The following is a 21,955-nucleotide window of genomic DNA, read 5'->3' as shown; positions in this document are numbered from 1 at the left end:
TCAGCGCATTAAAAAACGCATCGCGCACGCCGAGAGCACGGCGCGATGCGCTCGAGGAGGCGATTGCGGGCTCATCGCCGCGTCCTCAGCCCATGCGCGCCGATGAAATGTTTTGCCGGAACCATTCGTAGGTTTCGCGGATGCCATCGCGCAGGTTGACGCCGGGCTCGAACCCGGTCGCTTTCAATCTCTCGACATCGACCGAACGTCGGGGAATACCCACCGGTTTGTCCGAAAGCCAGTTGATCGGCATCGAGATGCCCGCGGCCTGGCACACGGCCTGCGCCAGATCCTCCATCCGCACTTCCACGCCAGAGGCGATATTGACCACGCCGGATCCATGTTCAAGCAGATGGATCGCTGCACGAGCGGCATCATCGACGTACATGAAATCGCGCGTGGTGTCGGGGCGTCCCCACACTTCCAGCGCGGAACCGCTGGAGGCTGCCAATTCGGCCTTGCGAATCAGCGACGGGATGACGTGCCCGTTCTCGACGTCGAACTTGTCGTTCGGACCGTACATGTTGGTGAAAACGCCGTAGACGTAGTCGATATCGTTGTACTTCTTCAGCAGTTCCAAATAATGGAACGCGTGAATTTTGGAATTTGCATACCCGTATTCACCGAAATGCGGCAATCCCTTGAACATATCTTCTTCACGAAGCGGAATATTGATGTAAGGGAAAGGGTACGACGCCACCGTGCCGGCCAGAAACACCTTCGTGACAGAACTTCCCGCCAGACCGCCCAAAAGGTTTTCATTGATGCGCGTATTGAGGGAAAGCGACGAAAGTTGATTTCGCAAATTTCCCTGCAGGCCAAAGACTTGCGAGGCCAGGTGGATCAGATGAGTGGGGGTTTCAGTCGCGATAAATTCTGCGACGGCATCACGATCGAGCAAATCCAACTCGGCACGACGCGGCGCAACGTAGGTTGCACCCGATGCTTCGAGCTGCTGACGAATCGCTGAACCGACGAGGCCGTAGCCTCCCGTTACGAAATACTTGCTCATAGATGTTCCTAAATAGCCTTTTTCTTCCACAACCACTGAATCGGTTTGGAGATAAATTTAGGGATTTTCACCGAGTCGTAGAGCTTCACGAGCAGCGCGCGAGCAGCTGCCGTGTCCACCTGTTTCACGAACGCCATCGGCTCCACGAACTGGCCATGCAAGATAGGCGCTGCGCGAAGCTTATCGTCCACGTAGTCAACACCCAACACGTCGGTCATCAGTTCGTACTCCCGCATCAGCTGAGCATGATCCGAGATGCGATGGTGCACAACATAGTATTCGTGGTCCACGACTGCAGCGACCTGTACCGCAGACAGTCCTTTCTCGAATCGCTGGTAGGCGATCGAAAACAGACGCTGCCAAAAATACGGCGTGTAGGCGAACGTCGAGAATACTTCGCTCATCGACTCGGTGCGGCGATACAGCGTTGACGCGCACGAGAAATAAGCGTTTGCATCCATCATGGAGGTCAGCAGGGTGAACCGCTTGAACGTGGCGCGACCTTCATGAGGTTTGCTCGTGTTCTCCAGGACGGTGAAACCACCCGCGATGTATCCTTTTTCGGGTGCAGCATCGAGTTCGGCCCACATTGCCTCGACCGTCGACCAGACCGGACGCTCCCATGCCGGGACAATCTGAAAGATGGCGTTGATCGGCAGGCTCTGAATCACGGCGAGTGCTTTCTGCACGATTTCGTTCGTAGTGCCGATGTAATCCGCAGCACTGCGCTTGAAACGCACGACTTCGATACCAGGGCAAGCTTGCCGGATATCGTCCTCGCGCGCAGCCGAGCTGGCTTCGGGAATCAGCGCATAAGCCTTGATGTTCGCCTTGCCGTTCATCCGCAGCGAAAATGCGCGGACCTTCGAAGTGAAGGACGGATTGCATTCGTCGGCAAGGAACAACGTGCAGAGCGAATTCTCTACCGAGCTTTCGGCGACCTGTCCCTTGTGCGGACCGTCGGCGAGAATGCGTTTGAAGTTTTCGACCAGGCTGAAGCGCTGTTTGTAGATCTCCTGGGCGCGAGCCGCCCTTTCGAGCGCCAGTTCCGGATTTTCACGGATCCAGTTAACGTGCTCCTCGACCTTTTTCGCCACTGCCGTTACCGGCTCGGTCGTATCGATATAAAAGAGCAGATCGCCGAAGTTGTCGCGAGCGAATCGATTCTGATCGCAAATGATCGGCACGCCGGCAGACAGGCACTCGAACAGTCGACTCGACATCAGCCCCGATTTGATATGCGCCTCGGACGACAGTACCAGGCCAATGCCCGACTGAGAAACACGCGAGATCAGCGTCTTGCCGTCAAACGGGATCGATCCCTGATACGAGTCGTAGCCTTCCCAAACGCGGACATTCTGAAAAATTTCCGGACCATAGATGTCGAGCATCTTCTTCTGATCCAGCAGTTTCATCAACTCGTGATGGCGGCCGCCGCTCCCGCTCAGCGCTTCCCAGTTGATCCCGCAATAGAACATCTTGCCGCGACCGAGCGCCGGAGCAATTACCGGCTCATGGATCGCGTGATAGAGCGTCAGGAAAGGCGTTGTCGCAGCCCGACCCGCGCCCTTCAGCAAGCGCCGCGCATGATCGTCGGCAACTGCGGAACCGCAAGAAAGGAACGCGTCGTTGGACAGCACATTTTCCGATTTTTCGCGATAGCTCCACTGAAAATAAAAATCCAGAGGATTCCATAATGCGTAATACGTGTACGCGCTCCACGCCTTTGCCGAATCGAAATGCAGCGCCAAAACAAATTCGACCTTCAGCTCGTCAACGTGGGTAAGAGCATCATCGACCAGATAACCATGCCGATTGATTGAGAGCGTCTCGTAGCCGAGTTCCTGCAGAGCCGATTTGATTCGTAGAATACATTCGGTTTCCGCATTTTCGATGGTGGGCCAATAATCTACGACCGCAACGATTTTTTTTTCTTCAACGAGAGACATTTTTCACATTACCCACATTAGCCGCACCAGCCGAATAATAAAAACGCCGCTTGCAATACAACGGCGTCAACCGCTCAATCATGCCCGCCAGAGTGCTTCGTGCCCAGCCGCCAAGCAACCCTGCATCCTGCTTCAACCGGTGGCGAGCTCGCCCTGTTGACGGGCGAGCGCATTCCACCGATTCAAAACGAAAAACCGATCTTGTTACGACGCAAATCGGCTTCCACCATCATCTGGCACAGCTCCTCGAGCGCGGTCTTCGGCTCCCAGCCAAGTTCATCCTTGGCTTTCTTCGGATCGCCGATCAACAGGTCGACTTCGGCCGCGCGGTAGAACTTCGGATTGACTCGAACGATGGTTTTGCCCGACTTACGATCCACTGCCACTTCGTTCTCGTTCTTGCCGCTCCATTCGAGATCGAATTCGCATGCCTTGGCAGCCAGCGTGACGAAATCACGAACCGCCGTCGTCCGGTTGGTCGCGAGCACATAGCTGTCTGCCTTGTCGACCTGGAGCATGCGCCACATCCCGTCGACGTACTCTTTTGCGAACCCCCAGTCGCGAAGGGCATCCATATTACCGAGCTCGAGCACTTCCGCCTTCCCGAGGCTGATTTTGGCCAGCGTATCGGTGATCTTTCGAGTTACGAATTCCTGTCCGCGCAGCGGCGATTCGTGGTTGAAGAGAATGCCGCTTGCACCGAAAATATCGTAGCTTTCGCGATAGTTGATCGTCATCCAGTGCGCATAAAGCTTTGCGACACCGTACGGGCTACGCGGATAAAATGGCGTCGCTTCCGTTTGCGGAACCGACTGCACTTTGCCGAACATCTCCGAAGTGCTGGCTTGATAAAAGCGAATCTTCGGGTTGACGATCCGAATGGCTTCGAGCAGATTCAATGCGCCGAGCCCGGTGATGTTGGCGGTCGTGAACGGTTGATCGAAGGAAACGCCAACAAAACTCAGCGCCGCGAGGTTATAAACTTCGGTCGCTTCGGTAGTTTGCAGGAGACGAATGCTGGATCCCAAATCAGTCAGATCATATTCGACCAAACTGAGATTCGGATGATTCAGAATACCAAGCTCTTCAATACGCCAGAAATTGACCGAACTGTTCCGACGATACGAACCATAGACGCGATAGCCTTTTTCCAGCAAAAATTCCGCCAGGTATGCACCATCTTGCCCAGTGATGCCGGTAATAAGAGCCGTCTTCATATATTCCTTTAAATCACGTAGTTAATTCGCCAACTTGTGTTCACGTTACGAACGAGCACGTCTAGGCACCATCCCTACCCGCTCCAAAATCATTCAGGAACACCCAGACGGACAGATCGAAAGTATCTCAAAAAGATACTTTCAAATCCATCCGCTTAATGTCTTGGCGCACCTTACACACTTTGTTACTTGAACGACTGAACCCCGGTCACCACTGGATAAGCAATGGTAAACACAAGGTTAAGCACCTTCTGAATTTCGGTAATCGGCGCATTGGAAACGTACAGCACATCCTTGTTGTCCATCATGAAGCTCTGGACGGCGAAGAAGGCATTCGGATCATGAAGGTTGACGCGGTAAATAACGGGCACCTTTCCTTCAGCCGTCGTTCGCACCGGCTGCTCGGGCCAGTTGAGCGCCTTGGCATCTTCGAGGCGGAAGATGAACACGCCTTGCGCGTCCGATCGCGCATCCTGCAAACCACCCGAGCGGGCGAGCGCCTGCGCGAGCGTGATGCCTTGCGCTTCGAAATTCACTTCCTCGTTCTTTCCGGTCGCACCCAGCGCCAGGAAACTATACGGTTGATACAAGGCCGTCACGACGTCGCCCGCACGCAGCGGAACGTTTTGACGCGGATCTCGAATGATGGACTGCAGCGGCAACGACGCAACAGCATTGCCGCGCGTTATCTGGATGGTGATCTTGTCAACGGACTGGCGCACTCCGCCGGCCGTGGCCAGCGCATCGAGCAGTCGCTCTCCACGCGCGCTCAAGGGCATCCGGGTGCTGCTCCCGACGTCCCCGACAACCGTAATGTAGGACGTTTCGTTGCGCGCGAGACGGACCAGAACCTGCGGATCGTGCGCCAGATTCTTCAGACGCGATGCGATGTAGCGCTGGAGTTGCGAGGGCGTCTGACCGGACGCCTTGACCGCACCGACGAACGGGACATTGATGTTCCCGTCGCCATCGACAACCTGCACCGGCAAGGTCGTCACGCGGGAACCGCTCGGAGCGCTGCTCCCGCTGCTGTCGGACACGCCGCTGCCAAACAGCGTCGCGGGAGGCGCCTCCCAAATGGAGACTTCAACAGAATCGCCGACGCCCAATTGCTGGCGAAATGATGGATCGTCCCCCAATTGCGTCGCGAAATCGGAACGTGTTCGTTCGGAATACAGCTGACGTGCGACGGCGTCCGTCACGTCGACAATCTGAATCCCCTGCGGATTGCCTCTCGCACCGGCTGAATCGACTTGCGACCGGCTCGGCCCGGACGTAGGAATGGCCGAACAAGCCCCCACCCCGATCATCGCCACGACTGCTGCCATTCTCCGCATACCGCGTTTTACACTTGCCATTTATACAATCCGGTCATTCAGGGGTGGAACCGGCAGCGATTGTCGCACGACGCAGAATAAATTTGCGTATAGTTGTTGCAAATTCCCTCGACCATTTCTTTCCGCGCCAATCGATAACAGATTGCGTGCCGGATGAACATTGCACACGTGTTAAATATATGTCTGGATGTATCTCGACTGTTGTCCCGCCGCTCGGCAGGACTGCTGCCCACCGGCGTGGATCGGGTCGGCCTCGCCTATCTCGACCATTACCGGGAAAACGCGCGCGCAGTGATCAGCCACGGGGGCTACTCGATCGTTCTGACCAAACAGGCGTCGTCTCGGGCCTTTGATCTGATTGCCAGCAACGATGCCAGCCGCCTCGCCATCCGACGCTCGATTTTCCAGGCGTATCTGACTCCTCACAATCCGAATTTCGGACGAGCCGTCCTGCTCCATACCAGCCACAATGGCATGGAGCATGTCCGCTACTACGAGGCAATGCGTCGTCGCAACATACGCAGCGTTTTCATGGTTCACGACCTGATCCCGCTGACTCATTCGGAGTACTGTCGTCCGGGTGTCGACGAAAGCCATCGCAAGCGTATCCATACCGCGCTACGGCATGCGGACGGCCTCATCGCGAACTCGGAAGATACGCATGCGATGATCGAGCGAGAAGCCCGGCAAGCTGGCTTGCCGGTCCCGCCTTGTGTCGTAGCGCCGCTCGCCGCGGGCTACCGCTCCTCGGAAGTGACGCGCCCCCCGACGGATCGACCCTACTTCGTGATGCTCGGCACGATCGAACCGCGGAAGAATCATTGGTTCATGCTGCATGTTTGGCGGCGCCTGGTCGAACAACTCGGCAGCGCCGCCCCCAAGCTCGTCATCATAGGACGGCGAGGTTGGGAGTGCGAAAACGTCATCGATATGCTGGAGCGCTGCGCGGCAATCCAGGATGCCGTGATTGAAGTGCCCGACTGTGACGACGCGCAACTCCACGCCTGGCTTCAGCACTGTCGGGCGCTCTTGTTTCCTTCATTTGTCGAAGGCTACGGAATGCCGCTGGTCGAAGCACTGGGCATGAAGATTCCCGTCATTGCCAGCGATCTCGCGGTGTTCCGAGAGATCGCGTCCGACATTCCCGACTATCTGGATTCGCTCGACGGTCCGGCCTGGATGCGGCTGATCCAGGCCTATGCCGATCCCGACAACACGCATCGCAGCGACCAGATCGAAAGAATCGCTCGCTTTCGTGCGCCGACATGGGCCGGACATTTCGGCCGCGTGGATCGCTTCATCGAGACGCTGGCGCAATGACACCGATTCGAAGCCGCCGAAGAGCGGTGTTGCGCGATCTGGCGCCGGTCGATCAGCAGCAACTTCATGCCGGACCGATCCTGGCAACTCACGGTCCGCAGGAATCAGCGATGTCCTGGTTCGCGACCCGGGGTCGTGGGCCGCGTGGATCAAGCCTGCGAGCAGTGATCCAATCCGCTCTGCAGGACCTTGAACGGTCCGGAGGATCAAACGGAATCCCGGCGCTGATGCGCCGGGTCCTCGAGTCGGACGCTTTACATGTCCGACGTACCATTCTTCCGTTACCGGATGCTTGGCAAGCGCCGTCTGACCGGGCCCGCGTGGTTCTTATCGACGAGCGCACCGCCTCGGATCAGGACGCGCATGCCACGCGACGCCAGCGCAGCACCGCCTTCGATGCAATGCTGCGCACCGCGTTCTCGCTGTATGCGAACGCCGACTTCTGGCTATATCCAACGGCCGACGATGGTCGCGGCAAATGGCTTTCCGCTTCGGCGCCCCTGTCTACCGACGTACGCCGATTGCAGGCCGAACACTCTCTGCACGAAATACTACGCACGCCGAACGTTATCGTATTTGTCGTCGCGGCTTCGGAAGGCATGGGCGCCTTGCTGGCGGGCGTACCGGTTCACATCTTCGGCAGCCCTTACTATTCAGGCTGGGGACTGACGCAGGATCACGACTCGAACCTGTCCACCTCGCGCATTCAGTCTCTTGAAACACTGTTCGAGGCAGTCTTCCTCAAAACCGCGATCTACCGCGATCCCGTCACGAATACGCCAGGCAGCCTGATTGCCGCGCTCGACTTCGTTGATATCCAACATGCGGTCGCGCGTCGTTACGCGGATTTGCAGTCGGTCGCCGGCGTGGCTTTTCAGTGGTGGAAACGCCCATTTGCCACGCCCTACCTGTTGTCGGGCGGTGGCAGGCTCCGATGGGTTCGTGGTGCGCCCGACGTCCAGACGCGCGAGTGCGCCGCGATCTGGGGAGGGCGATCGGCAGCCGGCTTGCAACCGGGCGTGGCTCATTTCCGGATAGAGGACGGCTTCCTTCATTCAACCGGGCTCGGGTCGGACATGATTGCCCCATTCAGTCAGGTCATCGATCGACTCGGCATCTACTTCGATTCGAGCCGTCCGAATGAATTGACAGAAATCCTAAACAATGCAAATTTCGAGGCGGCTGAACTGCAACGCGCTGCCGCATTGCGCAAGATGATCGTGCAGTACGGCCTGACCAAATACAACCTCGGACGCCGCCGCCCAGAATGGGCGCCACCAAGCGGCAAGCGCGTGATTCTCGTGTCCGGGCAAGTCGCGGACGACGCTTCCATTCGTCTCGGCACACAAGGAATAGCGACATCCGAGGCGTTGATTGACACCGTCCGCACGCAGAATCCGAATGCGTTCATTGTCTACAAGCCACATCCGGACGTCTTATCTGGCAATCGCCTCGGCCACATCGGCACCGCATCTGTGGCCGACATCGTCGATCGAACATCGGATCTGATCTCCTTGATCGAGATCGCCGACGAAGTTCACACGCTCTCGTCACTTTCGGGGTTCGAGGCGTTGCTGCGCGGCAAGGCCGTCCATACCTACGGCCTGCCGTTTTATGCCGGCTGGGGATTGACGCACGACGCGCTGCCGCAGCGGTGGCGCAAGCGCGAATTGACAATCGACATGTTGGTGGCCGGAGTGCTGATACGATATCCGGTCTATTGGGATTGGAGCCTGCGTCGGTACACGTCGGTCGAAGCCATCGTGCACAAGCTGGCGGCACCGGCTGCACGACCGCTCCGGACCATTGCATCCCGCCAGCTTCGCTTTCTGATCAAGGCGATGCGATGGGCACGTAATGCGTTGCTGCATGTTGTCTGGAGAATGCGCGCCGCGTGACGATTTAAAAAAATCCGATTTCGTCGAATCATTAAAAATAGCCGTTTCGATTGAAAATCGAGCGGCCTGTACATTCCTATTGTGGAGCAGCCAATGATTTTTCCAGTAATTCTGTGTGGCGGCAGCGGTACTCGTCTTTGGCCCATGTCGCGCGGCGGGTACCCCAAACAGTATCTGAAACTCACGGGCGACGAGACACTGGTGCAGCAAACCGCATTGCGCGCCGTTCATATTCCCGATGTCGCCAATCCCATCGTGGTCACGAACAACGAACAACGCTTTCTTGTTGCGGAGCAATTCCGCCAGGTCGGCGTGACACCCTCGACCGTCGTGCTCGAACCGGTCGGCCGCAACACCGCGCCCGCAATCGCGATCGCCGCGCTGCTTGCATTGCGCGAGTCGCCGGACGCCATGCTGCTGGTACTGCCCTCGGATCAGATCATCCAGAACGAGGAGGCCTTCATTCAAGCGACGCTCGAAGCGGCCTCCGTCGCGGCCGACAACCATCTCGTGACCTTCGGGATCGCCCCGACCGAGGCCCACACCGGTTACGGCTACATTCGCCGCGGCACGCCGGTGGTTGATGGAAAGGCTGTTTATCACGTCGACGCGTTCGTCGAGAAACCCGATTCGGAAACCGCCGCTCGCTTCCTCGCGGATGGCCGCTACTACTGGAACAGCGGGATGTTCATGCTGAAAGCCTCGACGTATATCGAGGAGCTCGAACGTCACGCGCCGGAAATCGCACAGAATGCACAGCGCTCGCTGGAAACCGCTCAGAAGGACGCGGATTTCGTCCGCCTCGATAGCGAAGTGTTCGGTGCCTGCCCGAACATCTCCATCGACTATGCCGTCATGGAAAAAACCGACCGTGCGGCCGTCGTGGAAGCAGCGGACCTGGGTTGGAACGACATCGGCTCCTGGAGCGCACTGGCCGATATCGCCGAACGCGACGCCGCGCTCAATACGCAAATCGGCGACGTGTTTTCTCACGACACGACGAACACCTACGTCCGCGCCGAACACCGCATGGTCGCCGCCATCGGCGTCGACAACCTCGTGATCGTCGAAACCGCCGATGCCGTGCTCGTCGCCCACCGCGACAAGACCCAGGACGTCAAAAAAATCGTCGAATGGCTCAACGCCTCCGGCCGCCACGAATCGATCACGCATCGCCGCGTGATTCGCCCGTGGGGCGACTACGAAGGCATCGACCAGGGCGAGCGATTCCAGGTGAAGCGGATCGTCGTGAAACCCGGCGCGCAACTGAGCCTTCAGATGCACCACCACCGCGCCGAACACTGGATCGTCGTGAAGGGCACCGCGCTGGTCACCAACGGCGACAAGGAAATCATGTTGACGGAAAACCAGTCGACCTACATTCCGCTCGGCGCCACGCACCGTCTCAGCAACCCGGGCAAGATCCCGCTCGAACTGATCGAAGTGCAATCGGGTTCTTACCTCGGCGAGGACGACATCGTCCGCTTCGAGGACACCTACGGCCGCGCACCGAAGTAAGCATCGCACCCTGCGCGCGCCGCATTTGCGGCGCGCGTCCGTGCTGCACACCCCGGGCAGCACGGCCCCCTTCCCGCCCCACCGCCACGTTTTCCGCTATCCTCGCCAGCATCCCGTCCGGCTTCGGCGTGACGTTCCCGCGCGCCCGCCCAATCGCTGCAGGAGGCTCCCCCCATGTGCCGCTGGCTCGCCTACACCGGCAACCCCATCCAGCTCGAAACCGTCCTGTTCCGCGCTCGCCATTCCCTGATCGACCAAAGCCTGCACTCGCGCCTGGGCGCGACCACCACCAACGGTGACGGCTTCGGCATCGGCTGGTACGGCGGTCGCGACGAAATCCCGTTCCGCTACCGCTCGGTCCACCCGGCCTGGAACGATCGCAACCTGCGCGAAGCGGCGCGCGCGATCCACTCGCCACACTTCGTCGCGCACATTCGCGCGGCCACCGATACGCCGATCCAGGAAACCAACTGTCACCCGTTCCGGCACGGCCGCTGGCTGTTCGTCCATAACGGCCTGATCCGCCGCTATCACAAGCTGCGTCATGACCTGATGATGCGCATCGATCCGGCGCTGTTCCACTCGGTCGAAGGTTCGACGGACTCCGAAGTGATGTTCCACCTGGCGCTGACGTTCGGCCTCGAACACACGCCGCTGCCGGCGCTCGAGCGGATGGTCGGCGCGATCGAGGAAGCGGCTGCGCGACACCGCGTCGAGAACCCGATCAACATGACGGTGTGCGCCACCGACGGCGAACGCATCGTCGCGGTGCGCTATTCGAGCGAGCGCCAGTCGCGCACGCTGTTCCACAGCACCTCGTTCCGCCATCTGCACGAGCTCTACCCCGACGATCCGCGCATCGCGGCGGTGGGCGACGACGCGTTCCTGGTGCTGTCGGAGCCGCTCGTCGATCTGCCGAACGCCTGGGAGGAGATCCCCGAAAGCACGGCGATCGTCGCGCACCAAGGCACCGTCGAACAGGTGCCGTTCACGCCGCGCACCCCGCACAACGGCGCGCATCGCTGACTCCATCACGATCGATCTCGGCCGGTTGCTCCGGCCGGCTCGCGCAGGTATAACTGCGTAGCCGGGCGCATGTCGCGCCCCGATTTCATCGTTCAGGAGAACGTATGGTGGATCTCGCAAACGCGCAGCAATTCCTGTTGACGCGCGGCATGGATTTCGGCCTCAAGGTGATCGCGGCGATCGCGCTGTGGATCGTCGGCCGCTGGCTGATCCGGCTCGCCACGCGCCTGCTCGGCCGGCTCGTGCAGCGCAGCGGCAAGGTCGACACGACCCTCGCGTTTTACCTGTCCTCGGTGGTCAGCGTGCTGCTGACGGTCGTCCTGATCCTCGCGATCCTGCAAGTGTTCGGCGTCCAGACGACCTCGTTCGCCGCGCTGCTGGCGGGCATCGGCCTCGCGGTCGGCACGGCCTGGGGCGGCCTGCTGGCGCATTTCGCGGCAGGCGTGTTCCTGCAGGTGCTGCGCCCGTTCAAGGTGGGCGATTCGATCTCGGCGGCGGGCGTCAGCGGCACCGTCAAGGAACTGGGCCTGTTCAGCACGACGATGCTGACGGGCGACAACGTCGTCACGATCGTCGGCAACAACAAGATCTTCTCGGACACGATCTCGAACTACAGTGCGACGACGCACCGTCGCGTGGATCTGACCGCGAAGATCGCGAACGGCGTCGATGCGGTGGAAGCGATCGCCAAGCTGCGCGAGGCGATCCTGAAGATCCCGAACGTGATGACGGCACCCGCGCCCGACATCGGCATCCTGCAGTTCACGCCGGAAGGCCCGCTGCTGTTCGTGCGCCCGAGCACGCCGCCGGGCACCTACTGGCAGGTCTATTGCGACGGCCAGCACGCGATCCTCGATACGCTGCGCGACGCAGGCTATCCGACGCCCGAAACGCCGACGATCCAGCGCTCGGCGGACTGACGCCGGCGGCTACCCGGAAGCCACATAAAACAACGCCCGCTCGATCAGAGCGGGCGTTGTCGATTGCACGGCGTGCGTTGCGCGATACGGGCGCGGTGCGGACCGTCAGCCGCGTCCCTGCTCGCCGGTACGCGGCGCATTCGAGCGGCCGCGAAACAGCTTCCACAGCGCGCCGATCACCACCGGCACGGCAGCCGCGCCGATCCCGACCAGCACGATCACGTTCAGGTAGTGGCGAATGAACGGGATGTTGCCGAAGAAATAGCCGAGCAGCGTGAGCAGCAGCACCCACAGCAACGCGCCGGCGATATTGAAGAACTGGAAGCGCGCGAAACCCATCTGCGACACGCCGGCCACGAACGGCGCGAAGGTCCGCACCACCGGAATGAAGCGCGCGGCCACCAGCGTCTTGCCGCCATGGCGCTCGTAGAAGTTGTGCGTCTTTTGCAGCGCGGCGCGGTCGAGAAAGCGCTCGAGCACCGGCACCCGCGTGTCGAACACCTTCGGGCCGATCGCGCGGCCGATCAGGTAGTTGACGGTATTGCCGAGCGTGGCCGCCACCAGCAGCAGCACGATCAGGCCTGCCAGGCTCATCTCGCCCGAGGCGGCGAACGCGCCGGCGATGAACAGCAGCGAATCGCCGGGCAGGAAGGGCAGGATCACCAGCCCGGTCTCGCAGAACACGATCAGGAACAGCACCAGATACACCCAGGCGCCGTACTGCCGGATGAACTGGCCGAGGAACGCATCGATGTGCAGGACGAGACCGAAAAAATGGAGCAGCGTATCCAAATGCGTTTCCCTCAAATTCGAGACAGTGCAGGAGCGGCAGCGCCTGAAGACCAAGCGCGACCGCGGGAATGATACCGAAAGAAGCTTAAGGGCCCGTGAAAAAAACGCCGCGAGATAAGGATGCAAGCGGATGGATGCAAGGGGCCGGATGCGCCGTCGGTGAGCCGGCCGCGGCGTCGTTATAATTCCGCCATGTCCGAATTCACCGATTCCGCCGCCGATGACGCCGGCACCGCCTCCCCGGCCGTGCCTGCGCCCGGCCCGCGCCCGCTGCGTGCGATCCAGCCGCTGCCCGACCAGCTGATCAGCCAGATCGCGGCTGGCGAGGTGGTCGAGCGTCCCGCATCCGTCGTCAAGGAACTGCTCGAAAACGCACTCGACGCCGGGGCATCGAGCCTGCGCATCGTGCTCGACGAAGGCGGGGTCAAGCGCATCTCGATCACCGACGACGGCTGCGGCATCCCCGAAAACGAACTGCCGCTCGCGCTGATGCGCCACGCGACCAGCAAGATCCGCTCGCTCGACGAACTCGAATCGGTCGCCACGCTGGGCTTTCGCGGCGAGGCGTTGGCCTCGATCGCGTCGGTGGCCGACGTGTCGATCACGAGCCGCACCGAGCAGGCGTCGCACGCCACGCGCATCGACGCCGACACCGGCGCGCTGTCGCCGGCGGCCGGCACGCGCGGCACGACGATCGAAGTGCGCGAGCTTTACTTCAACACGCCGGCGCGCCGAAAGTTCCTCAAGAGCGAGCAGACCGAGTTCGGCCATTGCCTCGAAATGATCCGCCGCGCGGCGCTGGCGCGGCCCGATGTGGCGATCTCGGTGCTGCACAACGGCAAGGCCGTCGAGCACTGGAACGCGAGCGAACCGCCGGTGCGCGTCTCGAAGATCCTCGGCGACAGCTTCGCCACTGCCCATCTGCCGCTCGACGAACGGGCCGGGCCGCTGGCCGTCTACGGCTGCGCGGGCCTGCCCACGGCCAGCCGCGGGCGCGCCGATCAGCAGTATTTCTATGTCAACGGCCGCTTCGTGCGCGACAAGCTGCTCACGCACGCGGTGCGCGCGGCCTACGAGGACGTGCTGCACGGCGACCGCTATCCGTCCTACGTGCTGTTCCTCGATTTGCCGCCGGAAGCGGTCGACGTCAACGTCCATCCGTCGAAGATCGAGGTGCGGTTCCGCGATTCGCGCTCGATCCACCAATACGTGTTCCACGCCGTGCAGCGCGCGCTGGCACGGCACGCGGGCGCTTCGCCGGAAACCACGGCGGGCGGCCATGCCGCGCATCTGACGCCGTCGGGCGCGCCGGCCGTGTTCGAGCGCCCGGCGCTCGCGCTGGGCGCGGGGGCTGGCGACAGCACGGCGGGCAATGCGGCTGGCGGCGCCGGCGGCATCGGCAATCTGGCCGAGAGCCGCCTTGGCGGTGGCTTCGGCGGCGGCGGCGCTGCCGGCAACCACGCCGGCAGCAACTGGATGCGCCAGTCGCGCATGACCCAGGGCACGCTGCCGGTCGCGCAACCGCTCGCGCTCTACGACGCCCTGTACGGCCGCAAGGACGCCACCGGCACGTCCTCGGCCGGCAACGCCTTGGCCGCCGAACCGTCGCCCACCCCGTTCGGCGCGACGCCCGGCACGCTGCCGGCGCATGCCGCGCACGACGACCAGCCGCTCGGCTTCGCGCTCGGCCAGGTGCACGGCATCTACGTGCTGGCGCAGAACGCGCAGGGGCTCGTGATCGTCGACATGCACGCGGCACACGAACGGATTCTCTACGAGCAGTTCAAGAACGCGCTGACCGACAAGGCGATCGCCGTGCAGCCGCTGCTGCTGCCGGTATCGATGGCGGCCACGCCGGTGGAAATCGGCGTGGTGGAAGAGGAACGCGAGACGCTCGACGCGCTCGGTTTCGATCTGGCCGTGCTGTCGCCCACCACACTCGCGATCCGCGCGGTGCCGGCGCTGCTCAAGGATGCCGACCTGCAGACGCTCGCGCGCGCCGTGCTGGCCGATCTGCACGAATTCGGCGGCTCGCGCGTGCTGACCGAGCGCCAGCACGAACTGCTGGGCACGCTGGCCTGCCATCACGCGGTGCGCGCCAACCGCCGCCTCACGCTCGACGAAATGAACGCGCTGCTGCGCCAGATGGAAGCCACCGAACGCGCCGACCAGTGCAATCACGGCCGCCCGACCTGGTATCAACTGACGCTCGGCGATCTCGACCGCCTGTTCATGCGCGGTCAATGAGCGCGCCGCACCGCCCCGACGCCCCCGCGCGCCTCACGGTCGCCTGCCTGCTCGGCCCCACCGCCTCGGGCAAGACCGCCGCCGCGCTCGCACTGGCCGCGCGCCATCCGGTCGAGATCGTCAGCGTCGATTCGGCGCTGGTCTATCGCGGCATGGATATCGGCACGGCCAAGCCGAGCCGCGATGAGCGCGAACGCGCGCCGCATCACCTGATCGACATCATCGATCCCGCCGACGCCTATTCCGCCGCCGATTTCCGCGCCGACACGCTGCGGCTGGTCGGCGAGATCGTCGCGCGCGGGCGGCTGCCGCTGCTCGCGGGCGGCACGATGCTGTACTACAAGGCGTTGACGCAGGGCCTCAACGATCTGCCCGCCGCCGACCCGGCCGTGCGCGCGCAGCTCGACGAGGACGCCGCGCGCGACGGCTGGCCCGCGCTGCATGCGCGGCTGGCCGACATCGACCCGGCCACCGCCGCGCGGCTCGCGCCGAACGACGCGCAGCGCATCCAGCGCGCGCTCGAGGTGTTCATGCTGAGCGGCCAGCCGATGTCGGCGCTGCTCGCCGCGCCGCCGCGCGAGGATGATGCCGCGCGGCGCTACCGCTTCGTGCCGGTCGCGCTCGAACCGTCGGACCGCTCGGTCCTGCACGCGCGCATCGCCACGCGCTTCGACGCGATGCTCGAAGCCGGCTTCATCGATGAGGTCGAACGGCTGCGCCGCCGCGAGGATCTGCATCTGGGGCTGCCGTCGATGCGCTGCGTCGGCTACCGGCAGGCCTGGGAATATCTGGACGGTGAAACCGATTACACGACGATGCGCGACAAGGGCGTGTTCGCCACGCGCCAGCTCTGCAAGCGTCAATTGACCTGGCTGCGCTCGATGCCCGAGCGGATCGTGGTGGATTGCTGCGCCGACGATGCGCCGGCGCGCGCGGTGGATGCGGTCGAACGCGTGCTCGCCGCGAACGGCTGAAGCGCCCGGCGATTGCGCGGGCGTGCCGGCAAACAAGAAGGGCCGCGATTCGCATCGCGGCCCTTCTGCATTTCATGCAGCCATCACACCGGCATGCGTCAAACCACCACCGTCTGCGCCTCGCCTTCGCGCGTCGCACGCACCTTGCCGATCTTCCAGACCTGCTCGCCGGCGGCGCTCAGGTCGGCCACGGCCGCATCGGCATCCGCTGCCGACACGATCACGGCCATGCCGATGCCGCAGTTGAACACGCGATGCATTTCCGCGTCGGCCACGCCGCCGTGCTGTTGCAGCCACTGGAACAGCGGCGGCAGCGTCCATGCGTTCTGGTCGAGCTCGGCCGTCAGGCCTTCGCGCAGCACGCGAGGGATGTTCTCGACCAGGCCGCCACCGGTGATGTGGGCCATGCCCTTGACCGGCAGCTTCGCCATCAGCGCGAGCAGCGGCTTGACATAGATGCGCGTGGGCGCGATCAGCGCATCGGCCAGCGTGCGGCCGTCGAATTCGGCGTTCAGATCGGGATTCGCGCGCTCGATGATCTTGCGCACCAGCGAGAAGCCGTTCGAGTGGATACCGCTCGACGCCAGGCCCAGCACCACGTCGCCCTCGGCGATCGTGCTGCCGTCGATGATCTTGCTCTTTTCGACCGCACCGACGGCAAAGCCGGCCAGATCGTATTCGCCATCCGGGTACATGCCCGGCATTTCCGCGGTTTCGCCGCCGATCAGCGCGCAGCCCGACAGCTCGCAGCCCTTCGCGATGCCCTTGATCACGTCGGCGGCCGTGTCGACGTCGAGCTTGCCGCACGCGAAGTAATCGAGGAAGAACAGCGGCTCGGCGCCTTGCACGAGGATGTCGTTGACGCTCATCGCGACCAGATCCTGGCCGACCGTATCGTGGCGGTTCAGGTGGAACGCCAGCTTCAGCTTGGTACCGACGCCGTCGGTGCCCGACACGAGCACCGGTTCCTTGTAACGCTTGGGCACTTCGAACAGTGCGCCGAATCCGCCGATCCCGCCGAGCACGCCTTCGCGCAGCGTTTTCTTCGCAAAGGGCTTGATCTTGTCGATGAGCGCGTCGCCCGCGTCGATGTCGACGCCCGCATCACGGTAGGAAAGACCTTGGGCGTCGGGAGCGGATTTCGGAGAAGTCATGGGGGAATGCGAGAAGGTCGGTAAAATGCGATTTTACCCGAAGCCGGACGCCCGGCCGAATTACCGCGCCGATCTTTCGACGGAAACCATCGTGTCCGAATCGTCCCCGATTTCATCGCAGGCCATCGTGCCCGCCGCGCCGCGCCATGCGCCGCCGCGCGGGCCGCGCCGTTCAGGGCCTGCGCGCCCTGGCGGCACGCCGCGTGCGGTTGCCTGCGCCGTGGCGTTTGCGCATCGGCGCGGCGGCTCCGGCACGGCCGCCGGCGCATGGCGCGCGCCCGACCTCGACCGATCCGCATCGTGACCGCCACCCGTCAACTGACGCTCGACCTCGGTACCCCGCCGCCCCGGACCTTCGAGAATTTCACCATCGGCGCGAACCACGAACTCGTGTCGCGGCTGCGCCGGCTCGATCTCGCGCTCGCGGCCGGCCCGGTGGCCGACCGTTCGTTCTACGTCTGGGGCGAGGCCGGCAGCGGCCGCAGCCATCTGCTGCAAGCGCTCGTCTACGACACCTCCTACGGCAGCGCGCGCTACCTGACGCCGCAAAGCCCGCTCGGCGCGATCGCGTTCGACCCGCGCGTCTCGCTGTATGCGGTCGACGACATCGACGCGATGAGCGACACCCAGCAGATCGCCCTGTTCAACCTGTTCAACGAGGTGCGCGCCCATCCGTCGAGCGCGTTCGTCGGCGCGGGGCCGGCCGCACCGCTCGCGCTCGACGTGCGCGAGGACCTGCGCACGCGGCTCGGCTGGGGCCTGGTGTTCCATCTCGCGCCGCTGTCGGACGCCGACAAGGCCGCCGTCTTCAAGCGGGCCGCCAAGGATCGCGGCATCGCGATCGCCGACGACGTGCCCGCCTACCTGCTCACCCATTACCGGCGCGACATGCCGAGCCTGATGGCCCTCCTCGATGCACTCGATCGCTTCTCGCTCGAACAGAAACGCGCCGTGACGCTGCCGCTGCTGCGTACGCTGCTGGCCACGCTGGAGCGCGAAGCGGCCGTCGCGGCCGGCGCTTCCGGCCGGATCAAGTAGCTTCAAGTAAAATGCCCCTCCATGACAAATCTGGCACTCTTTGACCTCGATCACACGCTGATCCCCACCGACAGCGACCACGAATGGGGTCGCTTCATGATCAAGCTCGGCCTCGTCGATGCGGAGCGCTTCCGCGCGCAAAACGACCGCTTCTACGCCGACTACAAAGCCGGCACGCTCGACATCCACGCCTATCTGGCCGCCGCGCTGGCGCCGCTCGCGAAGCATCCGCGCGCCCAGCTCGACGCCTGGCACGAGCAGTACATGCACGAGGTGATCCGCCCGGCCATGCTGCCGGCCGCCGTCGATCTGGTCCGCCAGCACCGTGAAGCCGGCGATCTGTGCTGCATCGTCACGGCCACCAACGCCTTCGTCACGCGGCCGATCGCCACGGCCTTCGGCGTCGAAACGCTGATCGCCTGCGAAGTCGAAACCGTCGACGGCCACCCGGCCTCCGACCTGACCGGCCGCGCCACCGGCCTGCCGAGCTTTCGCGAAGGCAAGATCGCGCGCACCGAAGCGTGGCTCGCCTCGCTCGGCAAATCGCTGGCCGATTTCGAACACAGCTATTTCTACAGCGATTCGCACAACGATATTCCGCTGCTCGCGAAAGTCACCGACCCGATCGCCACCAACCCCGACGACACGCTGCGCGCCCATGCCCGCGAGCAAGGCTGGCGCATCCTCGAACTCTTCCAAGCCTCGTGATCAAAAAATTCATCCGCAAGCTGCTCGGGCAGGACGACACCGCCGCCCACGACGACGCCCCGCATTCCGGCGCCCCCGATTCCTCGCCTGAGGCCATCGCCGCAGCGAAAAAGCAGGCCGCACGCGACGCCGCCAAGGTCGCCGCGAGTCGCACCGATCCCACCATCGTGCCGGCCGCCGTGCATGGCATCGATCCCTCGCTGATCTCGCGCAACGCCGTGCGCGTGACCGACACGCTGCAGCAGGCCGGGTTCCGCGCCTTCATCGTAGGCGGCGCGGTACGTGACCTGCTGTTCGGCATCGCACCGAAGGATTTCGACGTCGCCACCGACGCCACGCCCACCGAGGTGCAGCGCCTGTTCCGCCGCGCCCGCGTGATCGGCCGCCGGTTCCAGATCGTCCACGTGCAGTTCGGCCAGGAGCTGATCGAGGTGTCGACGTTCCGCGCGCTCGTCGATGCGCCGGCCGACGCCCCCGCCTCGGCCCCCGCGCCCGCCGACGATGCCGCCCCGCCGCGCCGCCTGAAGCGCGACGAGCTCGACCGCCGCACCCACGCGGTCGACGCGAGCGGCCGCGTGCTGCGCGACAACGTCTGGGGCGAGCAGCACGAAGACGCGGCCCGCCGCGACTTCACGATCAACGCGATGTACTACGACCCCGCGACGCAAACGGTGCTCGATTACCACGACGGCATGGCCGACATGCGCGCACGACTCTTGCGCATGATCGGCGATCCGGCCACGCGCTATCGTGAAGATCCGGTGCGGATGCTGCGCGTGGCGCGCTTCGCGGCCAAGCTCGGTTTCGACATCGAACCCCATACGCGCGACCCGATCAAGCCGCTGGCGGACCTGATCGGCAACGTCCCGGCCGCGCGCCTGTTCGACGAAATGCTGAAGCTGCTGCTGTCGGGCCACGCGCTGGCCTGCCTCAAGCAACTGCGCAGCGAGGGCCTGCATCACGGCCTGCTGCCGCTGCTCGACGTGGTGCTCGAACAGCCGCAGGGCGAGAAGTTCATCACGCTCGCGCTGAACAACACCGATGCGCGAGTGCGCGCCGGCAAGTCGGTTTCGCCGGGTTTCCTGTTCGCCACGCTGCTCTGGCACGACATGCGCCAGCGCTGGAACCAGAACGTCGCGAACGGCGAGTTCCCGGTGCCCGCACTGCAACGCGCGATGGACGACGTGCTCGAAATGCAGACCGAGAAGCTCGCGATCCACAAGCGCTACTCGGCCGACATGCGTGAAATCTGGGGCCTGCAACTGCGCCTCGAGAAGCGCTCGGGCCGCGGCGCGATCCGGCTGCTGGAACACCAAAGATTTAGAGCGGGGTATGATTTCCTCCTGCTGCGCTGCGAGTCCGGCGAACTGGACGAATCGGTGGCGCAGTGGTGGACGGATTTCATGGACGGCGATGTCGCCGCTCGCGAAGCGCTGCTGACCTCGGGCACGCCGCGCGACCCCGCCGCGGCCGCCCCGCGCAAGCGCCGCCGCCGTGGCGGCGTGCGTAACCGGCGGCCCGACGACGGCACCGCACCGGCAACGGATACGCCGGCAGCGGACGCGGACGACTGAGCCGCCGGACGACGCAGGAAGTGGATGCCATGACGGTTGCTTATCTCGGGCTCGGCGCGAATCTCGGCGATGCGCGCCAGGCATTGAAGGATGCGGTGGTCTGCCTCGCGCAACAGTGCGGCGCGGTCGTCGTGCTCGGCAAATCGAGCCTCTATCGTACGGCCCCGATCGACGCGGGCGGCGACGATTACTACAACTGCGCGGTCAAGATCGAGACGCGGCTGCCGGCGCGCGAATTGCTGAAGCTGTGCCAGCAGATCGAGCACCACTTCGGCCGCGAGCGGCCGTTCCACAACGCGCCGCGCACGCTCGACATCGACATCCTGCTGTACGGCGAACACACCATCGACGAACCCGACCTGGTGGTGCCCCATCCGCGCCTCACGGGCCGCGCCTTCGTGCTGGTGCCGCTGATCGAGCTCGATCCGGCGCTGGCGATCCCGATCCACGGCAGCGCGCAGGCATTCCTGACGGCGGTGTCGGATCAGCGCATCGAGAAGGTCCAAACCTGCCAGTGCCTGATGGCGATGAAGGCCGCGAACGACAAAAGCCGCTGCCCATGAACGCCACGCCGTCGACTGCCGCACCGCTGACCGTCACACCGCCCGATTCGCGCCCGCCCTATCGCCATATCGCGGTCGAAGGGCCGATCGGCGTCGGCAAGACCACGCTCGCGCAGCTGATCGCCGAACGCTGGGCGATGCGCACGCTGCTCGAACGCCCGCAGGACAACCCGTTTCTCGAACGCTTCTACCGCGAAGGCGCACGTCATGCGCTGCCGGCGCAGTTGTCGTTCGCATTGCAGCGCGCGCAGCAGGCGCAGGAGCTGGCTGCGGCTCAAGCCGCCGGCCTCGCGCTGGTGGCCGATTTCATGCCGCAGAAGAACGACATCTTCGCGCGGCTCACGCTCGGCGACGACGAATGGCAGCTCTATCGCACGCTCGCCGAACGGATCGACGTGCCGGCCCCGGCGCCCGATCTGGTCGTGTATCTGCAGGCCAGCCCCGAGGTGCTCTACGCGCGCATCCAGAAGCGCGGCATCCCGATGGAGCTGCAGATCGGCGACGCCTACCTGCGCTCGCTGTGCGACGCCTACAACGAATTCTTCTACCACTACGACCGCACGCCGGTCCTCACCGTCGCCGCGGAACACCTGAATCCGCTCGACTCGCCCGACGACCTTGCACTGCTGATGACCCGCATCGAAACCATGCGCGGCCGCAAGGAATCCTTCGTCAAGGGTGGCGCCGACCGCTGAAACGCGTCGGTGG

General features: G+C 63.4%; 18 protein-coding genes. 12 read left to right on the top strand and 6 right to left on the bottom strand.

Annotation, left to right across the window (positions count from 1 at the left end; genetic code table 11):
• Positions 1–85: 85 nt before the first annotated feature.
• The 4 genes from AB4850_RS16000 to AB4850_RS15985 form a co-directional block, all read right to left on the bottom strand.
• The gene (locus tag AB4850_RS16000) at positions 86–1,012 is read right to left on the bottom strand and encodes an NAD-dependent epimerase/dehydratase family protein (RefSeq protein ID WP_414444014.1); all 927 of its coding nucleotides are present in this window, start codon (positions 1,010–1,012) and stop codon (positions 86–88) included.
• A gap of 8 nt (positions 1,013–1,020) precedes the next feature.
• Positions 1,021–2,961 (bottom strand): hypothetical protein, encoded by a 1,941-nt coding sequence (locus AB4850_RS15995; RefSeq protein WP_414444013.1) that lies wholly within the window; start codon positions 2,959–2,961, stop codon positions 1,021–1,023.
• Positions 2,962–3,143: 182 nt separating this feature from the next.
• Positions 3,144–4,178, bottom strand: a complete 1,035-nt coding sequence (gmd, locus tag AB4850_RS15990; RefSeq protein ID WP_414444012.1) for a GDP-mannose 4,6-dehydratase — start codon at positions 4,176–4,178, stop codon at positions 3,144–3,146.
• 185 nt (positions 4,179–4,363) lie between these two features.
• Positions 4,364–5,515, bottom strand: coding sequence for a polysaccharide biosynthesis/export family protein (locus AB4850_RS15985; RefSeq protein ID WP_414445528.1), 1,152 nt, complete (start codon positions 5,513–5,515; stop codon positions 4,364–4,366).
• A gap of 153 nt (positions 5,516–5,668) precedes the next feature.
• Between AB4850_RS15985 and AB4850_RS15980 the strand changes: the two genes are divergently transcribed.
• The 5 genes from AB4850_RS15980 (at position 5,669) to AB4850_RS15960 (ending at position 12,197) form a co-directional block, all read left to right on the top strand.
• Positions 5,669–6,835, top strand: a complete 1,167-nt coding sequence (locus AB4850_RS15980; protein WP_414444011.1) for a glycosyltransferase family 4 protein — start codon at positions 5,669–5,671, stop codon at positions 6,833–6,835.
• 320 nt (positions 6,836–7,155) lie between these two features.
• Positions 7,156–8,733 (top strand): capsular biosynthesis protein, encoded by a 1,578-nt coding sequence (locus AB4850_RS15975; protein ID WP_414444010.1) that lies wholly within the window; start codon positions 7,156–7,158, stop codon positions 8,731–8,733.
• 93 nt (positions 8,734–8,826) lie between these two features.
• On the top strand, positions 8,827–10,251 hold the full coding sequence (locus tag AB4850_RS15970; RefSeq protein ID WP_414444009.1) for a mannose-1-phosphate guanylyltransferase/mannose-6-phosphate isomerase: 1,425 nt from the start codon (positions 8,827–8,829) through the stop codon (positions 10,249–10,251).
• A 174-nt stretch (positions 10,252–10,425) separates the two neighbouring features.
• The gene (locus AB4850_RS15965; protein ID WP_414444008.1) at positions 10,426–11,277 is read left to right on the top strand and encodes a class II glutamine amidotransferase; all 852 of its coding nucleotides are present in this window, start codon (positions 10,426–10,428) and stop codon (positions 11,275–11,277) included.
• Between the two features lie 104 nt (positions 11,278–11,381).
• On the top strand, positions 11,382–12,197 hold the full coding sequence (locus AB4850_RS15960) for a mechanosensitive ion channel family protein (RefSeq protein WP_414444007.1): 816 nt from the start codon (positions 11,382–11,384) through the stop codon (positions 12,195–12,197).
• Between the two features lie 105 nt (positions 12,198–12,302).
• On the opposite strand, the gene AB4850_RS15955 is transcribed toward AB4850_RS15960, so the two are convergent.
• Positions 12,303–12,989, bottom strand: coding sequence for a VTT domain-containing protein (locus tag AB4850_RS15955; protein ID WP_414444006.1), 687 nt, complete (start codon positions 12,987–12,989; stop codon positions 12,303–12,305).
• Between the two features lie 192 nt (positions 12,990–13,181).
• On the opposite strand from AB4850_RS15955, the gene mutL reads away from it, so the two are divergent.
• Positions 13,182–15,236 carry a DNA mismatch repair endonuclease MutL gene (mutL, locus tag AB4850_RS15950; protein WP_414444005.1) on the top strand — a complete coding sequence of 685 codons (2,055 nt, stop codon included), beginning with the start codon at positions 13,182–13,184 and terminating at the stop codon, positions 15,234–15,236.
• Complete coding sequence (gene miaA / locus AB4850_RS15945) at positions 15,233–16,210, top strand: tRNA (adenosine(37)-N6)-dimethylallyltransferase MiaA (protein WP_414444004.1); 978 nt, start codon at positions 15,233–15,235, stop codon at positions 16,208–16,210. Before mutL ends, miaA begins: the two co-directional genes overlap by 4 nt.
• A 98-nt stretch (positions 16,211–16,308) precedes the next feature.
• Here miaA and purM read toward each other — a convergent pair whose 3' ends face one another.
• Positions 16,309–17,364, bottom strand: coding sequence for a phosphoribosylformylglycinamidine cyclo-ligase (gene purM, locus AB4850_RS15940; RefSeq protein WP_414444003.1), 1,056 nt, complete (start codon positions 17,362–17,364; stop codon positions 16,309–16,311).
• A 300-nt stretch (positions 17,365–17,664) separates the two neighbouring features.
• Here purM and hda point away from each other — a divergent pair, with 300 nt between their 5' ends.
• From hda to AB4850_RS15915, 5 genes are read left to right on the top strand one after another with little or no spacing between them, the layout of a single operon-like run.
• Positions 17,665–18,402 (top strand): DnaA regulatory inactivator Hda, encoded by a 738-nt coding sequence (gene hda, locus AB4850_RS15935; protein WP_414444002.1) that lies wholly within the window; start codon positions 17,665–17,667, stop codon positions 18,400–18,402.
• A gap of 21 nt (positions 18,403–18,423) precedes the next feature.
• Positions 18,424–19,110 carry an HAD family hydrolase gene (locus AB4850_RS15930; protein WP_414444001.1) on the top strand — a complete coding sequence of 229 codons (687 nt, stop codon included), beginning with the start codon at positions 18,424–18,426 and terminating at the stop codon, positions 19,108–19,110.
• A complete protein-coding gene (gene pcnB, locus AB4850_RS15925; RefSeq protein ID WP_414444000.1) occupies positions 19,107–20,684 on the top strand; it encodes a polynucleotide adenylyltransferase PcnB in 1,578 nt (525 codons plus the stop codon). Before AB4850_RS15930 ends, pcnB begins: the two co-directional genes overlap by 4 nt.
• 29 nt (positions 20,685–20,713) lie before the next feature.
• A complete protein-coding gene (gene folK / locus AB4850_RS15920) occupies positions 20,714–21,247 on the top strand; it encodes a 2-amino-4-hydroxy-6-hydroxymethyldihydropteridine diphosphokinase (protein ID WP_414443999.1) in 534 nt (177 codons plus the stop codon).
• Positions 21,244–21,942, top strand: a complete 699-nt coding sequence (locus AB4850_RS15915; RefSeq protein WP_414443998.1) for a deoxynucleoside kinase — start codon at positions 21,244–21,246, stop codon at positions 21,940–21,942. Before folK ends, AB4850_RS15915 begins: the two co-directional genes overlap by 4 nt.
• Positions 21,943–21,955: the final 13 nt, after the last annotated feature.

Source organism: Burkholderia sp. 22PA0106 (assembly GCF_047497155.1).
Taxonomy (GTDB): Bacteria; Pseudomonadota; Gammaproteobacteria; order Burkholderiales; family Burkholderiaceae; genus Burkholderia.
The sequence above is the reverse complement of the archived record's forward strand: the minus strand, read 5'-3'. Positions and strand labels throughout refer to the sequence as shown.

Excerpts from the sequence above, each read along its gene's own strand:
- AB4850_RS15960 (WP_414444007.1), top strand. The coding sequence starts at position 11,382 with ATGGTGGATCTCGCAAACGCGCAGCAATTCCTGTTGACGCGCGGCATG.
- AB4850_RS15930 (WP_414444001.1), top strand. The coding sequence starts at position 18,424 with ATGACAAATCTGGCACTCTTTGACCTCGATCACACGCTGATCCCCACC.
- AB4850_RS15985 (WP_414445528.1), bottom strand. The coding sequence starts at position 5,515 with ATGCGGAGAATGGCAGCAGTCGTGGCGATGATCGGGGTGGGGGCTTGT.
- folK (WP_414443999.1), top strand. The coding sequence starts at position 20,714 with ATGACGGTTGCTTATCTCGGGCTCGGCGCGAATCTCGGCGATGCGCGC.
- gmd (WP_414444012.1), bottom strand. The coding sequence starts at position 4,178 with ATGAAGACGGCTCTTATTACCGGCATCACTGGGCAAGATGGTGCATAC.
- AB4850_RS15980 (WP_414444011.1), top strand. The coding sequence starts at position 5,669 with ATGAACATTGCACACGTGTTAAATATATGTCTGGATGTATCTCGACTG.
- AB4850_RS16000 (WP_414444014.1), bottom strand. The coding sequence starts at position 1,012 with ATGAGCAAGTATTTCGTAACGGGAGGCTACGGCCTCGTCGGTTCAGCG.
- AB4850_RS15965 (WP_414444008.1), top strand. The coding sequence starts at position 10,426 with ATGTGCCGCTGGCTCGCCTACACCGGCAACCCCATCCAGCTCGAAACC.
- AB4850_RS15915 (WP_414443998.1), top strand. The coding sequence starts at position 21,244 with ATGAACGCCACGCCGTCGACTGCCGCACCGCTGACCGTCACACCGCCC.
- AB4850_RS15970 (WP_414444009.1), top strand. The coding sequence starts at position 8,827 with ATGATTTTTCCAGTAATTCTGTGTGGCGGCAGCGGTACTCGTCTTTGG.
- AB4850_RS15995 (WP_414444013.1), bottom strand. The coding sequence starts at position 2,961 with ATGTCTCTCGTTGAAGAAAAAAAAATCGTTGCGGTCGTAGATTATTGG.
- purM (WP_414444003.1), bottom strand. The coding sequence starts at position 17,364 with ATGACTTCTCCGAAATCCGCTCCCGACGCCCAAGGTCTTTCCTACCGT.
- mutL (WP_414444005.1), top strand. The coding sequence starts at position 13,182 with ATGTCCGAATTCACCGATTCCGCCGCCGATGACGCCGGCACCGCCTCC.
- miaA (WP_414444004.1), top strand. The coding sequence starts at position 15,233 with ATGAGCGCGCCGCACCGCCCCGACGCCCCCGCGCGCCTCACGGTCGCC.